Raw genomic sequence first — 15,603 nt, 5'->3', positions numbered from 1 at the left:
AACTCATGGGACTCGAAGAAAAGCTGCCGAGCGGCTTCCTGCTCACCACCGTCGAGCAGGCCGCGGGCTGGGTGCGCAAGGCGTCCGTCTTCCCGGCCACGTTCGGACTCGCCTGCTGCGCCATCGAGATGATGACGACCGGCGCCGGCCGCTACGACCTGGCGCGCTTCGGCATGGAGGTCTTCCGCGGCTCACCCCGCCAGGCGGACCTGATGATCGTCGCGGGCCGGGTCAGCCAGAAGATGGCGCCGGTCCTGCGGCAGGTCTACGACCAGATGCCCAACCCCAAGTGGGTGATCTCCATGGGCGTTTGCGCCTCGTCGGGCGGCATGTTCAACAACTACGCGATCGTGCAGGGCGTCGACCACATCGTCCCGGTCGACATCTATCTCCCGGGCTGCCCGCCACGGCCCGAGATGCTGATGGACGCGATCCTCAAGCTCCACCAGAAGATCCAGTCCTCCAAGCTCGGTGTGAACGCCGAGGAGGCTGCCCGCGAGGCGGAGGAAGCGGCGCTCAAGGCTCTGCCCACCATCGAGATGAAGGGCCTGCTGCGGTGAGTGACGCGAACGGCACCAACGGAGCCGACCCGGAGCAGGATCCGGGCGCCTCCCACCTCCCCGGCCAACGCGGCGAGGGCGAGGAGATCCGCGTCCAGCGCGGCATGTTCGGCGCCGACAACGGCGGCGACACGTCCGGTTACGGCGGCCTGGTCCGCTCGGTCCGCCTCCCGGGAGCGGCCACCCGGCCCTACGGCGGCTGGTTCGACGAGGTCGCCGACGAGTTGGAGGGCGCCCTGGAGGAACAGGGCCTGCTGCCCGACAACGCGATCGAGAAGACGATCGTCGACCGGGACGAACTCACCTTCCACATCGAACGCGAGCACCTGCTCCGCGTCGCCCGCACCCTGCGCGACGACCCGGCCCTGCGCTTCGAACTCTGCATGGGTGTCAGCGCGGTGCACTACCTGCACGACAAGGGCCGCGAGCTGCACGCCGTCTACCACCTGCGCTCGATCACCCACAACCGGCTGATCCGCCTCGAAGTCAGCGCCCCGGACAGCGATCCGCACATCCCGTCACTGGTCTCGGTCTATCCGACCAACGACTGGCACGAGCGCGAGACCTACGACTTCTTCGGCATCGTCTTCGACGGTCACCCGGCCCTGACGCGGATCATGATGCCGGACGACTGGCAGGGCCACCCGCAGCGCAAGGACTACCCCCTCGGCGGCATCGCCGTCGAGTACAAGGGCGCCCAGATCCCGGCTCCGGACCAGCGGAGGTCGTACTCGTGAGCACGCAGTCAGCATCCGCTTCGGCCGCTTCGGCGCGGGAGACCACCGAGGGCACCGTATACACGGTCACCGGTGGCGACTGGGACGAGGTCGTCCAGTCCGCGGCCCGCGCCGACGACGAGCGCATCGTCGTCAACATGGGGCCCCAGCACCCCTCCACGCACGGTGTGCTCCGCCTCATCCTGGAGATCGACGGCGAGACGGTCACCGAGGCCCGCTGCGGCATCGGCTACCTCCACACCGGTATCGAGAAGAACCTCGAATACCGCACGTGGACGCAGGGCACCACGTTCGTGACGCGCATGGACTATCTGACGTCCTTCTTCAACGAGACGGCCTACTGTCTCGCCGTCGAGAAACTCCTCGGTGTCGAGGACCAGATCACCGAGCGGGCGAAGATCATCCGGGTGCTCCTGATGGAGCTGAACCGGATGTCCTCCCACCTGGTGTGCATCGCTACCGGCGGGATGGAACTCGGCGCCACCACGATCATGATCTACGGATTCCGTGATCGTGAAATGATTCTCGACATCTACGAGCTGGTCACGGGCCTGCGGATGAACCACGCGTACATCCGCCCCGGCGGACTCGCCCAGGACCTGCCGCCCGGCGCGGTGGACCAGATCCGCGAGTTCGTGAAGAAGATGAAGAAGAACCTTCCGGAGTACGACAAGCTCGCCACCGGGAACCCCATCTTCAAGGCCCGTATGCAGGACGTCGGTTACCTCGACCTGGCCGGCTGCATGGCCCTCGGCGCCACCGGCCCGATCCTGCGCTCCACCGGCCTCCCGCACGACCTGCGCAAGTCGCAGCCGTACTGCGACTACGAGACGTACGACTTCGACGTCCCGACCGCCGACACCTGTGACTCCTACGGCCGTTTCCTCATCCGTCTTGAGGAGATGCGCCAGTCGCTGAGGATCGTCGAGCAGTGCCTGGACCGGCTGCAGCCCGGCCCGGTCATGGTCGCCGACAAGAAGATCGCCTGGCCCGCCCAACTCGCCCTCGGGCCGGACGGGTTGGGCAACTCGCTCGACCACATCAAGAAGATCATGGGCACCTCCATGGAGGCCCTGATCCACCACTTCAAGCTGGTGACCGAAGGCTTCCGCGTCCCGCCGGGACAGGCGTACGCGGCGGTCGAGTCGCCCAAGGGCGAACTCGGGGTGCACGCCGTGTCCGACGGAGGCACCCGCCCCTACCGGGTCCACTTCAGGGACCCGTCCTTCACCAACCTTCAGGCCATGGCGGCGATGTGCGAGGGCGGCCAGGTCGCCGACGTCATCGTCGCCGTCGCGTCCATCGACCCCGTGATGGGAGGCGTCGACCGGTGACCACCAGTTCTTCGGAGCAGGGCGTCAGTCTGGGCATGCCCCAACTGCCCGCGCCCGCCTACCCGGACGACGTCCGGGCCCGGCTGGAGGCCGACGGGCGGGAGATCATCGCCCGCTACCCGGACTCCCGCTCGGCCCTCCTGCCGTTGCTGCATCTCGTGCAGGCGGAGGAGGGTCATGTCACGCGCACAGGACAGCAGTTCTGCGCGGACCTGCTGGAGCTGACGACGGCCGAGGTCGCCGCCGTGGCGACCTTCTACTCGATGTACCGGCGCCGGCCGAGCGGTGACTACCAGGTCGGGGTCTGCACCAACACGCTGTGCGCGGTGATGGGCGGCGACGCGATCTTCGAGTCGCTCCAGGAGCACCTGGGCGTCGGCAACGGTGAGACCACCGACGACGGCAAGGTCACCCTGGAGCACATCGAGTGCAACGCGGCCTGCGACTTCGCGCCGGTGGTGATGGTCAACTGGGAGTTCTTCGACAACCAGACCCCGGCCAGCGCCCGCCGCCTCGTCGACGACCTGCGCGCGGGCGCACCCGTGGAGCCCACGCGCGGGGCGCCGATGTGCACCTTCAAGGAGACCGCGCGGATCCTGGCCGGCTTCCCCGACGAGCGGCCCGGGGCCGTCGAGGCGAGCGGCGGTGCGGGACCCGCGTCGCTGGTGGGCCTCCGCCTGGCCAGGGGAGAGACCGCACCCGCGCGCGTGGTCCATCCGCGCGGCTCCGGAGCGCCGCAGAACGAGCCGCCGACCGAGCACCTCGGTTCGCACGATGCGCCGCAGGACACGTCGGCCTCCGACCCCGCCCACCCGGCGGGGCCTGTCGCCGAGGAGGGGGAGTGATGACCTTGGCACCCGAACTGAAAGACCACAGCCCCGAGAAGCTGCTCGCACCCGTGCTGTCGGCCTTCTGGGACGAGGACGAGTCCTGGACTCTGGACACGTACCGAAGGCACGAGGGTTACGAGGGGCTCCGCAAGGCGCTCGCCATGTCGCCGGACGACCTCATCGCGTATGTGAAGGACTCCGGTCTGCGCGGTCGCGGTGGCGCCGGCTTCCCCACCGGAATGAAATGGCAATTCATTCCCCAAGGGGATGGAAAACCACACTATCTAGTTGTCAACGCCGACGAGTCGGAGCCCGGAACCTGTAAGGACATCCCGCTCCTCTTCGCGAACCCGCACAGCCTCATCGAGGGCATTGTCATCGCGTGTTATGCCATCAGGTCGTCGCATGCCTTCATCTATCTGCGTGGTGAAGTCGTCCCCGTTTTGCGGCGGTTGCACGAGGCCGTGCGTGAGGCCTACGCGGCGGGCTACCTCGGCGAGAACATCCTGGGCAGCGGACTCGACCTGCAGCTCACCGTGCACGCGGGCGCCGGCGCGTACATCTGCGGTGAGGAGACCGCACTGCTCGACTCGCTCGAAGGCCGCCGTGGTCAACCGCGGCTCCGTCCCCCTTTCCCCGCCGTCGCGGGCCTCTATGCGTGCCCGACTGTGGTGAATAACGTCGAGTCGATCGCGTCAGTTCCCGCGATTCTACAAAAAGGCAAGGAATGGTTCAGGTCGATGGGCAGCGAGAAGTCTCCGGGCTTCACGCTCTACTCGCTCAGCGGCCATGTCACCAGTCCCGGTCAGTACGAGGCGCCGCTCGGCATCACACTCCGCCAACTGCTCGACATGAGCGGCGGGATGCGCGCCGGACATCGCCTCAAGTTCTGGACGCCGGGCGGTTCTTCCACGCCGATGTTCACCGACGAGCACCTCGACGTCCCTCTTGATTACGAAGGAGTGGGTGCCGCGGGTTCCATGCTCGGCACAAAAGCTCTGCAGTGTTTCGACGAGACGACCTGCGTCGTGCGTGCCGTCACCCGCTGGACCGAGTTCTACGCCCACGAGTCCTGCGGCAAGTGCACCCCGTGCCGTGAAGGGACGTACTGGCTCGTGCAGTTGCTGCGCGACATCGAGGCCGGCAAGGGCGCGATGTCCGACCTCGACAAGCTGAACGACATCGCCGACAACATCAACGGCAAGTCCTTCTGCGCCCTCGGCGACGGCGCCGCCTCGCCGATCTTCTCCTCGCTCAAGTACTTCCGCGAGGAGTACGAGGAGCACATCACGGGCCGGGGCTGCCCCTTCGACCCGGCCAAGTCCACGGCCTGGGCCGACCGCACGGAGGTGAACGCATGACCGTACAGCAATCTGATAGCGGCTCCGCCGCGGGCCAGCGCACCTCCGGTGGGGGAGAGGCGGCGGTCCCGCCGGAGGATCTCGTCTCGCTGACGATCGACGGCGCCGAGATCAGCGTGCCCAAGGGCACCCTGGTCATCCGCGCCGCCGAGCAACTCGGCATCGAGATCCCCCGGTTCTGCGACCACCCTCTCCTCGACCCGGTCGGCGCCTGCCGTCAGTGCATCGTCGAGGTCGAGGGCCAGCGCAAGCCGATGGCGTCCTGCACGATCACGTGCACGGACGGCATGGTCGTCAAGACCCAGCTCAGCTCGCCCGTGGCCGAGAAGGCCCAGCACGGTGTGATGGAACTGCTCCTCATCAACCACCCGCTGGACTGCCCGGTCTGCGACAAGGGCGGCGAGTGCCCGCTGCAGAACCAGGCGATGTCCCACGGCAACGCCGAGTCCCGCTTCGAAGGAAAGAAGCGGACCTACGAGAAGCCCGTCCCGATCTCCACCCAGGTGCTGCTCGACCGCGAGCGCTGCGTGCTGTGCGCCCGCTGCACCCGCTTCTCCCACCAGATCGCGGGCGACCCGATGATCGAGCTGCTGGAGCGGGGATCGCTGCAACAGGTCGGCACCGGCGAGGGCGACCCCTTCGAGTCGTACTTCTCCGGGAACACCATCCAGATCTGCCCGGTGGGCGCGCTGACCTCGGCGGCGTACCGATTCCGCTCCCGCCCCTTCGACCTGGTCTCCACGCCCTCCGTGTGCGAGCACTGCTCCGGCGGCTGCGCGACCCGCACCGACCACCGGCGCGGCAAGGTCATGCGGCGCCTGGCGGCGGTGGACCCCGAGGTCAACGAGGAGTGGATCTGCGACAAGGGGCGCTTCGCCTTCCGGTACGCGCAGCAGCGCGACCGGCTGGAGACGCCGCTGATCCGCAACCCCGAGGGCGAACTCGTCCCGGCCTCCTGGCCGGAGGCGCTGCAGATCGCCGCGCAGGGACTGCTCGCCTCGCGCGGCCGGACCGGTGTCCTGACCGGTGGCCGGCTCACCATCGAGGACGCCTACGCGTACAGCAAGTTCGCGCGCGTGGCGCTCGACACGAACGACATCGACTTCCGCGCGCGCGTGCACAGCAGCGAGGAGGCCGACTTCCTGGCCGCCCGGGTCGCAGGACGCGGCCGGGACCTCGACGGCAAGGGCGTCACGTACACCTCCCTGGAGAAGGCGCCCGCCGTTCTGCTGGTCGGGTTCGAGTCCGAGGAGGAGGCGCCCGGCGTCTTCCTGCGGCTGCGCAAGGCCTCGCGCACGCACGGGCAGCGGGTGTTCTCGCTCGCCACGCACACCACCGGCGGACTGAGGAAGGCGGGCGGTGTCCTGCTGCCGGCCGCTCCCGGCACCGAGACCGAGTGGCTGGACGCGCTCGCCAGCGGGTTCGGTCTGGAGGACGACGGAGCCCGCGCCTCCGAGGCGCTGCGCACCGAGGGCGCGGTGATCGTCGTCGGCGAGCGGCTGGCCGCCGTCGCAGGGGGCCTCACCGCGGCTGTACGGGCCGCGTCCGCGACCGGTGCCCACCTGGTGTGGATTCCGCGCCGGGCCGGGGAGCGCGGGGCGATCGAGGCGGGGGCGCTGCCGTCGCTGCTGCCGGGCGGGCGCCCGGCCACCGATCCCCGCGCGCGTGAGGAGGTCGCCGTCGCCTGGGGCGTCGCCGAACTCCCGCACCGCTACGGCCGCGACGCAGGCCAGATCGTCGAGGCCGCCGCCGGCGGTGAGCTGCGGGCGCTGCTCGTCGCCGGTGTGGAGGCGGGCGACCTGCCCGACCCGGCACGCACGCGTGCGGCACTTCAGGAAGTGGGCTTCCTGGTGTCGCTCGAACTGCGGCCCAGCGAGATCACCGAGCACGCCGACGTCGTCCTGCCGGTCGCGGCGGTCCCGGAGAAGGCGGGCTCCTTCCTCAACTGGGAAGGCAGGGTCCGCTTCTTCGACGCCGCGCTCAAGCCCGACCAGATGACCCGGCACCTCGCCCCGACCGACGCGCGCGTCCTGCAGATGCTGGCCGACGCCATGGACGTACACCTGGGTCTGCCGGATCTGCGCACCACGCGCGCGGAGTTGGACCGGCTCGGTGCCTGGGACGGGCCGCGGGCCACCGAACCGCTGGAGACCGCGGGCGTGCTGCCCCGGCCGGCCGCCGGGGAGGCCGTGCTCGCCGGACACCGGCTGCTGCTCGACCAGGGTGTCCTCCAGGAGGGCGACGAGGCGCTCGCCGGTACCCGGCACGCCGCCCACGCGCGCGTGTCGGCCGCCACGGCCGCCGAGGCGGGTGTGAAGGACGGCGACACCCTCGCCGTGACCGGCACCTCCGGAACCGTCGAACTCCCGCTGCGGATCACCGAGATGCCCGACCGGGTGGTCTGGCTCCCGCTGAACTCCACCGGCGGGGGCGTCGCCTCCGACACCGGGGCGCTGCCCGGCGCACTCGTCCGCATCGGCCCGGCCACGCTCGCGGGCGAGGCCCCCAAGGAGGTGGAGGCATGAGCCCGTACCCGTACCTCGCTGCCGAAGACCTCTCGATGTTCGGCCGCGACCCCTGGTGGCTGGTCGTCGTCAAAGCGGTGTTCTGCTTCGCGTTCCTGATGATCACCGTGCTGTTCTCCATCGTCTGGGAACGCAAGGTCGTCGCCTGGATGCAGCTGCGCATCGGCCCCAACCGGCACGGCCCCTGGGGCATGCTCCAGTCGCTCGCCGACGGCGTGAAGCTGATGCTCAAGGAAGACCTGATCGTCAAGCGCGCGGACAAGGTGATCTACGTCCTCGCGCCGATCGTCGCGGCCATCCCGGCCTTCATGGCGATCGCGGTCATCCCCTTCGGACCGGCCGACAACGAGGTGTCGATCTTCGGCCACCGCACCACGATGCAGCTCACCGACCTGCCGATCGCGATGCTCTACATCCTCGCGGTCGCCTCGGTCGGCATCTACGGCATCGTCCTCGCGGGCTGGAGCTCCGGCTCCACCTACCCGCTCCTGGGCGGCCTGCGCTCCTGCGCCCAGATGATCTCCTACGAGATCGCCATGGGCGCCGCGTTCGCCTCGGTGTTCCTCTACTCCGGGTCGATGTCCACGTCGACGATCGTTGAACAACAGCACGACCGCTGGTACATCATCCTGCTGCCGGTCTCCTTCATCATCTACGTCATCACGATGGTCGGCGAGACCAACCGCGCCCCCTTCGACATGCCGGAGTCCGAGGGCGACCTGGTCGGCGGCTTCAACACCGAGTACTCGTCCATCAAGTTCGCGCTCTTCATGCTCGCCGAGTACGTGAACATGGTGACGGTCTCCGCGGTGTCGACCACGCTCTTCCTGGGCGGCTGGCGGGCCCCGTGGCCGATCAGCTCCTTCTGGGAGGGCGCGAACCACGGCTGGTGGCCGATGCTCTGGTTCGTCGTCAAGGTCCAGCTGCTGCTGTTCTTCTTCATCTGGCTGCGCGGCACCCTCCCGCGCGTGCGCTACGACCAGTTGATGAAGCTCGGCTGGAAGGTCCTCATCCCGGTCTCCGTGGTCTGGCTGATGCTCGTCGCGACCGTACGGACCCTCAAGAACGAGAACTACGACTTCGCCGACATCGCCCTCTACATCGGCGGCGGTGTCCTCGCCCTGCTGTTGCTGTCCTTCATCGCGGACATGTTCCGCCAGAAGGCGAACGAGAGCGCGCAGGCGGCCGAGGAACCCGCCGGGTTCGACGCGATGGCGGGCGGATTCCCCGTACCGCCGCTGCCGGGACAGGAGTTGCCACCGGTGCCTCGGCGCCCCTCGCGACGCGAGCGGGAGCTGATTGTCAGTGGTGGCTCGGATACTGGCAGTGACGGATCTCTGGATGGAAAGGAGGCGTCCGATGGCTGAGGAGCCCAAGGAAACCAAACCCGGTTTTCAGAACCCCGTGGCCGGCTTCGGCGTGACCTTCAAGGCCATGTTCAAGAAGCGGCTGACCGAGCAGTACCCGGAGCAGCAGAAGACCACCGCCCCCCGGTTCCACGGACGGCACCAGCTCAACCGCCATCCGGACGGCCTGGAGAAGTGCGTCGGCTGCGAGCTGTGCGCCTGGGCCTGCCCCGCCGACGCCATCTATGTGGAGGGCGCCGACAACACCGACGAGGAGCGCTACTCGCCGGGCGAGCGGTACGGCCGCGTCTACCAGATCAACTACGCCCGCTGCATCCTGTGCGGCCTGTGCATCGAGGCGTGCCCCACGCGCGCGTTGACGATGACCAACGAGTTCGAACTGGCCGACACCAGCCGCGCCAACCTCATCTACACCAAGGAACAGCTGCTCGCCGGCCTCGACGACACCATGGTCGACAGCCCGCACGCCATCTACCCGGGGATGACCGAACAGGACTACTACCGGGGCCTGGTGACGGAGGCCGCGCCCGGCACGGTGCCCCAAGTCGCCGTCTCCAAGGGCGAGAAGCCCACCGAAGAGGGGGTGGAAGCATGAGCCCCCAGCTCGCGGCTGCCTACTCCACCTCCACCGGCGAGGCCTTCCAGTTCTGGGTCCTCGGCACGGTCGCGGTGATCGGCGCCCTGTCCACGATCCTCATGAAGAGGGCCGTGCACAGTGCCCTCTCGCTCGCCGGGACCATGATCATCCTGGCGGTGTTCTACCTCGCCAACGGCGCCTACTTCCTGGGCGTCGTACAGATCGTCGTCTACACCGGCGCGATCATGATGCTGTTCCTGTTCGTGGTGATGCTGGTGGGCGTCACGGCGGCGGACTCCCTGAAGGAGACCATCAAGGGCCAGCGCTGGCTGGCCCTTCTCTGCGGGCTCGGCTTCGGCATCCTGCTGTGCGCGGGCATCGGCAACGCCTCCCTCAGCCAGTTCGACGGCCTGGGTACGGCCAACGCGAACGGCAACGTGCAGGGCCTGGCCGCCCTCATCTTCACCAAGTACGTCTTCGCCTTCGAGATCACCGGCGCCCTGCTGATCACGGCCGCCGTCGGCGCCATGGTGCTCACGCACCGCGAGCGCACCGAGCGGCCCAAGACCCAGCGCGAGCTGTCCGAGCAGCGCGTCCGCGAGGGCAAGCACGTCCCGCCGCTCCCGGCCCCCGGCGTCTACGCCCGGCACAACGCGGTGGACGTCCAGGGCCTGCTGCCCGACGGCACCCCGTCCGAGCTGACGGTCAGCAAGACACTCCGTGACCGCGGCCAGATCCGTGACGTGTCCAGCGAGGCACTGAACGACCTGCGGGCCCTGGAACAGCGCGCCGAGGAGCGCCTGGAGCGGACCGAGATCGCGCCGGCGAACCTCAAGCGGACCGAGGAGGCGTCGAAGTGAACCCCGTCAACTACCTCTATCTCTCCGCCCTGTTGTTCACGATCGGCGCGACCGGCGTGCTGATCAGGCGGAACGCGATCGTCGTCTTCATGTGCATCGAGCTGATGCTCAACGCCTGCAACCTCGCGTTCGTGACCTTCTCCCGGATGCACGGCAATCTCGACGGTCAGGTCATCGCCTTCTTCACGATGGTCGTCGCCGCCGCGGAGGTCGTGGTCGGGCTCGCGATCATCGTGTCGCTGTTCCGTTCCCGCCACTCGGCCTCGGTCGACGACGCCAGCCTGATGAAGCTCTGAGGGGTCGCTGAATCGTGGAGAACCTGATTGCGCTGCTGGTAGCGGCGCCTCTGCTCGGAGCGGTCGTACTGCTGTGCGGCGGCCGGCGGCTCGATGCCGTCGGCCACTGGATCGGCACGCTCCTGTCGTCCGCCTCCTTCGTGATCGGTGTCGTCCTCTTCACCGACCTGCTGGGGAAGAACGCCGAGCACCGGACGCTCATGCAGCACCTGTGGACCTGGGTCCCCGTCGAGGGCTTCCAGGCGGACGTCACCTTCCGCCTCGACCAGCTGTCGATGACCTTCGTCCTGCTGATCACCGGCGTCGGCTCACTGATCCACCTGTACTCGGTCGGGTACATGGAGCACGACGAGCGCCGCCGCCGCTTCTTCGGCTATCTGAACCTGTTCCTCGCGGCGATGCTGATCCTCGTCCTCGCCGACAACTACCTGCTTCTGTACGTCGGTTGGGAGGGCGTCGGTCTGGCGTCCTACCTGCTGATCGGCTTCTGGCAGCACAAGCCCAGCGCGGCGACCGCCGCGAAGAAGGCCTTCCTGGTCAACCGGGTCGGCGACATGGGCCTGTCGATCGCCATCATGCTGATGTTCACGACGTTCGGGACGTTCGCCTTCGGGCCGGTCCTCAGCCATGTCGGTGACGCCTCCCAGGGCAAGCTCACGGGCATCGCCCTGATGCTGCTGCTGGCCGCCTGCGGCAAGTCCGCCCAGGTGCCGCTGCAGTCCTGGCTCGGCGACGCGATGGAGGGCCCGACCCCGGTCTCGGCCCTCATCCACGCGGCGACCATGGTGACCGCCGGCGTGTACCTGATCGTCCGTTCCGGAGCGATCTTCAACGCCGCGCCGGACGCGCAGCTCGTCGTCACCGTCGTCGGTGCCGTCACGCTCCTGTTCGGTGCGATCGTCGGTTGCGCGAAGGACGACATCAAGAAGGCCCTCGCCGGCTCGACGATGTCGCAGATCGGCTACATGGTGCTCGCCGCCGGACTCGGCCCCATCGGCTACGTCTTCGCGATCATGCACCTGGTGACACACGGCTTCTTCAAGGCCGGGCTGTTCCTCGGCGCCGGTTCGGTCATGCACGGCATGAACGACGAGGTCGACATGCGCAAGTACGGCGGCCTCAGGAAGTACATGCCGGTCACCTTCATCACCTTCGGCCTCGGCTACCTCGCCATCATCGGCTTCCCGGGCCTGTCCGGCTTCTTCTCCAAGGACAAGATCATCGAAGCAGCCTTCGCCAAGGGCGGCACCGAGGGCTGGATCCTCGGCGGCGCCGCCCTGCTGGGCGCGGCCATCACGGCGTTCTACATGACGCGCGTGATGCTGATGACGTTCTTCGGCGAGAAGCGCTGGCAGCCCGACGAGAACGGCCACGAGCCGCACCCGCACGAGTCCCCGAGGACGATGACGATCCCGATGATCGTGCTGGCCTTCGGATCGGTCTTCGCCGGCGGCGTCTTCGGCATCGGCGACCGCTTCCTGCACTGGCTGGAGCCCATCACCGGCCACGAGGAGGGCAACTCCCCGGTCAGCGCCCTGACGGTCACCCTGGCGACCATGGTGGTGCTCGTCATCGGCGTCGGGATCGCCTGGGCACAGTACGGCCGCCGCCCGGTCCCGGCCGTCGCCCCGCGCGGCTCGCTGCTCACCCGGGCCGCCCGCCGCGACCTCCTCCAGGACGACTTCAACCACGTCGTCCTGGTCCGCGGCGGCGAGCACCTCACCCGCTCCCTGGTCTACGTCGACCACACCCTGGTCGACGGTGTCGTCAACGGCACGGCGGCCTCGATGGGCGGCCTCTCCGGAAGGCTGCGGAAGCTGCAGAACGGCTACGCGCGGTCGTACGCGGTCTCGATGTTCGGCGGTGCGGCCATCCTCGTCGCCGCGACCCTGCTGATGAGGGCGGTCTGATACCGATGTCCTTTCCTCTGCTGACAGCGACGGCGGCGCTTCCGGCCCTCGGGGCGGTCGCCACGGCCGCCGTCCCGGCCGCGCGGCGCACCGCCGCGAAATGGCTGGCGCTGCTCGTCTCGCTGGCGACGCTCGCGCTGGGCGTCGTCATCCTGGTGCGGTTCGACCCGGGCGGCGACCGCTACCAACTCACCGAGTCCCACGCCTGGATCGCCGACTTCGGGGTCCGCTACGAGCTGGGTGTGGACGGCATCGCGGTGGCGCTCATCGGGCTCACGGCGCTGCTGATTCCGTTCATCATCCTCGCGGGCTGGCACGATGCCGACCCCTTGGAGACCGGCAGCAAGCGCTGGCGGCCCACCCAGGGCTTCTTCGCGCTCATCCTGGCGGTGGAGGCGATGGTGATCATCTCCTTCGAGGCCACCGACGTCTTCCTCTTCTACATCTTCTTCGAAGCCATGCTGATCCCGATGTACTTCCTCATCGGAGGCTTCGGGGACCGGGCCCACGAGCACGGCGACGAAGCGGCGGCCACCCAACGGTCGTACGCCGCCGTCAAGTTCCTGCTCTACAACCTGGTCGGCGGCCTCATCATGCTGGCGGCCGTGATCGGTCTCTACGTAGTGGCCGGGAACTTCTCGCTCGCGGAGATCGCGCAGGCGCGGGCCAACGGCACGCTGCACATGGCGACCAACACCGAACGCTGGCTGTTCCTGGGCTTCTTCTTCGCCTTCGCGGTGAAGGCGCCCCTGTGGCCGCTGCACACCTGGCTGCCCAACGCGATGCAGGAGTCCACCGCGCCGGTCGCCGTGCTCATCACGGCGGTCGTCGACAAGGTGGGCACCTTCGCGATGCTCCGCTTCTGCCTCCAGCTCTTCCCGGAGGCCAGCAAGTGGGCGACGCCCGTGATCCTGGTCCTCGCCCTGATCAGCATCATCTACGGGGCGCTGCTCGCGGTCGGACAGCGGGACATCAAGCGGCTGGTGGCGTACGCGTCGATCTCGCACTTCGGGTTCATCGTCCTGGGTATCTTCGCGATGACCAGCCAGGGCCAGTCCGGCGCGACGCTCTACATGGTCAACCACGGTATTTCCACGGCCGCGTTGATGCTGGTCGCCGGATTCCTGATCTCGCGGCGCGGCTCGCGTCTGATCGCCGACTACGGAGGGGTGCAGAAGGTGGCCCCGGTGCTCGCCGGCACCTTCCTGATCGGCAGCCTTGCGACCCTGTCGCTGCCGGGACTCGCGCCCTTCGTGAGCGAGTTCCTGGTCCTGGTCGGCACGTTCACGCGTTACCCGGCCATCGGGATCATCGCCACCTTCGGCATCGTCCTCGCCGCGCTCTACACCCTCGTCCTCTACCAGCGGACGATGACCGGCCCGGTGAAGCCCGAGGTCGCCGCGATGCCGGACCTCCGCGCGCGTGAACTCGTGGTCGTCGCCCCGCTGATCGTGCTGTTGATCTTCCTGGGCGTCTACCCGAAGCCGGTCACGGACATCGTGAACCCGGCGGTCAAACAGACCATGTCCGACGTACACAAGAAGGATCCCAAGCCCTCGGTGGAGGCGGCCAAGTGAGCGCAACAGCCGTCCACAGCCTGTGGACAACGGCGGCAACCGCGGACCCGATCGCGAAGATCCCCGCGCCGAAGATCGAGTACGCGCAATTGTCGCCCACCTTGATCATCCTCGGCGCGGCGCTCATCGGGGTGCTGGTCGAGGCGTTCGTCCCGCGCAAGTCCCGTTACTACGCGCAGGTGTTCGTGTCCGTCGTAGCGCTCTGCGCAGCCTTCGCGGCGGTCGTGGCGCTCGCGGCGGACGGGTACGGCACCACCAAGGCGCACATCGCGGCGATGGGCGCGATCGCGGTCGACGGACCGTCCCTGTTCCTCCAGGGCGTGATCCTGCTCTCCGGCCTTGTCGGCCTGTTCACCTTCGCGGAGCGGCGGCTCGACCCCGAGGCGCACGGCAACCGGGTCGACTCGTTCGCCGCGCAGGGCGCGTCCGTGCCGGGCAGCGACAGCGAGAAGGCCGCGGTCAAGGCCGGTTTCACCACCACGGAGGTGTTCCCGCTCCTGCTCTTCGCGGTCTCCGGCATGCTGGTCTTCCCGTCCGCCAACGACCTGTTGACCCTGTTCGTGGCCCTGGAAGTCTTCTCGCTCCCGCTCTACCTCCTGTGCGCCCTGGCCCGCCGCAAGCGGCTCCTGTCCCAGGAGGCCGCGGTCAAGTACTTCCTCCTCGGCGCCTTCGCCTCCGCGTTCACCCTGTTCGGTATCGCGCTGCTCTACGGCTACGCGGGCTCGATGTCGTACTCCACGATCGCGCAGGTCGTCGACGGCTCCATCACCAATATCGACCCCGCCCTCGCCGACACCATGGGCAACGACGCGCTGCTGCTCATCGGCGGCGCGATGATCGTCATGGGGCTGCTGTTCAAGGTGGGTGCGGTGCCGTTCCACATGTGGACGCCCGACGTCTACCAGGGCGCGCCGACCCCGGTCACCGGCTTCATGGCCGCCGCGACCAAGGTGGCCGCCTTCGGGGCGCTGCTCCGGCTCCTCTACGTCGTGCTGCCGGGCCTGCGCTGGGACTGGCGGCCCGTCATGTGGGGCGTCGCGATCATCACGATGCTGGGCGGCGCGATCGTCGCGATCACCCAGACCGACATCAAGCGGCTCCTGGCGTACTCGTCGATCGCGCACGCGGGCTTCATCCTCGCGGGTGTCATCGCGACCACCCGGGACGGCGTCTCGTCCGTGCTCTTCTACTTGGGCGCCTACTCGTTCGTGACGATCGGCGCCTTCGCGGTCGTCACTCTCGTACGGGACGCCGGTGGCGAGGCGACGCACCTGTCCAAGTGGGCCGGGCTCGGGCGCAGGTCACCGCTGGTCGCGGCCGTGTTCGCGGTGTTCCTGCTGTCCTTCGCGGGCATTCCGCTGACGGCCGGCTTCGCCGGGAAGTTCGCCGTGTTCAAGGCGGCGGCGGCCGGCGGCGCGGCCCCGCTGGTCGTGGTCGGTGTGCTCTCCTCCGCCATCGCGGCGTTCTTCTACATCCGCGTCATCGTGCTCATGTTCTTCAGCGAGCCGAGGCCCGACGGCCCCACCGTCGCGGTCCCCTCCCCGCTGACCATGGCGACGATCGGGGTGGCCGTGGCGGCCACGCTCGTCCTCGGTGTGGCCCCGCAGTACTTCCTGGACCTGGCGAACCAGGCGGGAGTCTTCGTCCGCTGAGCGCAGCGCGAAGGCCC

The 15,603-nt window shown here is 68.5% G+C and carries 13 protein-coding genes; all 13 read left to right on the top strand.

Annotated features, from left to right (window positions below; genetic code table 11):
* Positions 1-5: 5 nt before the first annotated feature.
* From ACIQBL_RS39980 to nuoN, 13 genes are read left to right on the top strand one after another with little or no spacing between them, the layout of a single operon-like run.
* Positions 6-560 (top strand): NADH-quinone oxidoreductase subunit B family protein, encoded by a 555-nt coding sequence (locus ACIQBL_RS39980; protein ID WP_007383964.1) that lies wholly within the window; start codon positions 6-8, stop codon positions 558-560.
* Complete coding sequence (locus tag ACIQBL_RS39975) at positions 557-1,297, top strand: NADH-quinone oxidoreductase subunit C (protein ID WP_401951537.1); 741 nt, start codon at positions 557-559, stop codon at positions 1,295-1,297. Before ACIQBL_RS39980 ends, ACIQBL_RS39975 begins: the two co-directional genes overlap by 4 nt.
* A complete protein-coding gene (locus tag ACIQBL_RS39970; protein ID WP_401951534.1) occupies positions 1,294-2,631 on the top strand; it encodes an NADH-quinone oxidoreductase subunit D in 1,338 nt (445 codons plus the stop codon). Before ACIQBL_RS39975 ends, ACIQBL_RS39970 begins: the two co-directional genes overlap by 4 nt.
* Positions 2,628-3,476, top strand: coding sequence for an NADH-quinone oxidoreductase subunit NuoE (gene nuoE, locus ACIQBL_RS39965; protein ID WP_401951531.1), 849 nt, complete (start codon positions 2,628-2,630; stop codon positions 3,474-3,476). The genes ACIQBL_RS39970 and nuoE overlap by 4 nt, the downstream gene beginning before the upstream one ends.
* Entirely contained in the window at positions 3,476-4,822 is a 1,347-nt protein-coding gene (gene nuoF, locus ACIQBL_RS39960; RefSeq protein ID WP_388113623.1) for an NADH-quinone oxidoreductase subunit NuoF, read from the top strand. The genes nuoE and nuoF overlap by 1 nt, the downstream gene beginning before the upstream one ends.
* Entirely contained in the window at positions 4,819-7,347 is a 2,529-nt protein-coding gene (locus tag ACIQBL_RS39955) for an NADH-quinone oxidoreductase subunit G (protein WP_401951529.1), read from the top strand. Before nuoF ends, ACIQBL_RS39955 begins: the two co-directional genes overlap by 4 nt.
* Positions 7,344-8,714 carry an NADH-quinone oxidoreductase subunit NuoH gene (nuoH, locus tag ACIQBL_RS39950; protein WP_401951527.1) on the top strand — a complete coding sequence of 457 codons (1,371 nt, stop codon included), beginning with the start codon at positions 7,344-7,346 and terminating at the stop codon, positions 8,712-8,714. Before ACIQBL_RS39955 ends, nuoH begins: the two co-directional genes overlap by 4 nt.
* Positions 8,707-9,309, top strand: a complete 603-nt coding sequence (gene nuoI, locus ACIQBL_RS39945; RefSeq protein WP_401951524.1) for an NADH-quinone oxidoreductase subunit NuoI — start codon at positions 8,707-8,709, stop codon at positions 9,307-9,309. The genes nuoH and nuoI overlap by 8 nt, the downstream gene beginning before the upstream one ends.
* Complete coding sequence (locus ACIQBL_RS39940; protein WP_401951521.1) at positions 9,306-10,151, top strand: NADH-quinone oxidoreductase subunit J; 846 nt, start codon at positions 9,306-9,308, stop codon at positions 10,149-10,151. Before nuoI ends, ACIQBL_RS39940 begins: the two co-directional genes overlap by 4 nt.
* Positions 10,148-10,447, top strand: coding sequence for an NADH-quinone oxidoreductase subunit NuoK (nuoK, locus tag ACIQBL_RS39935; protein WP_016437642.1), 300 nt, complete (start codon positions 10,148-10,150; stop codon positions 10,445-10,447). Before ACIQBL_RS39940 ends, nuoK begins: the two co-directional genes overlap by 4 nt.
* 14 nt (positions 10,448-10,461) lie before the next feature.
* Positions 10,462-12,357 carry an NADH-quinone oxidoreductase subunit L gene (gene nuoL / locus ACIQBL_RS39930; RefSeq protein ID WP_401951517.1) on the top strand — a complete coding sequence of 632 codons (1,896 nt, stop codon included), beginning with the start codon at positions 10,462-10,464 and terminating at the stop codon, positions 12,355-12,357.
* Positions 12,358-12,362: 5 nt separating this feature from the next.
* Positions 12,363-13,934 (top strand): NADH-quinone oxidoreductase subunit M, encoded by a 1,572-nt coding sequence (locus tag ACIQBL_RS39925; RefSeq protein WP_401951514.1) that lies wholly within the window; start codon positions 12,363-12,365, stop codon positions 13,932-13,934.
* Positions 13,931-15,586 (top strand): NADH-quinone oxidoreductase subunit NuoN, encoded by a 1,656-nt coding sequence (gene nuoN, locus ACIQBL_RS39920; RefSeq protein ID WP_401951511.1) that lies wholly within the window; start codon positions 13,931-13,933, stop codon positions 15,584-15,586. The genes ACIQBL_RS39925 and nuoN overlap by 4 nt, the downstream gene beginning before the upstream one ends.
* Positions 15,587-15,603: the final 17 nt, after the last annotated feature.

Source organism: Streptomyces sp. NPDC088350 (assembly GCF_044753545.1).
In the GTDB taxonomy this organism is placed as follows: Bacteria; Actinomycetota; Actinomycetes; order Streptomycetales; family Streptomycetaceae; genus Streptomyces.
Note: the sequence above shows the minus strand (reverse complement) of the source record. Positions and strands in the feature narration are given on the sequence as shown.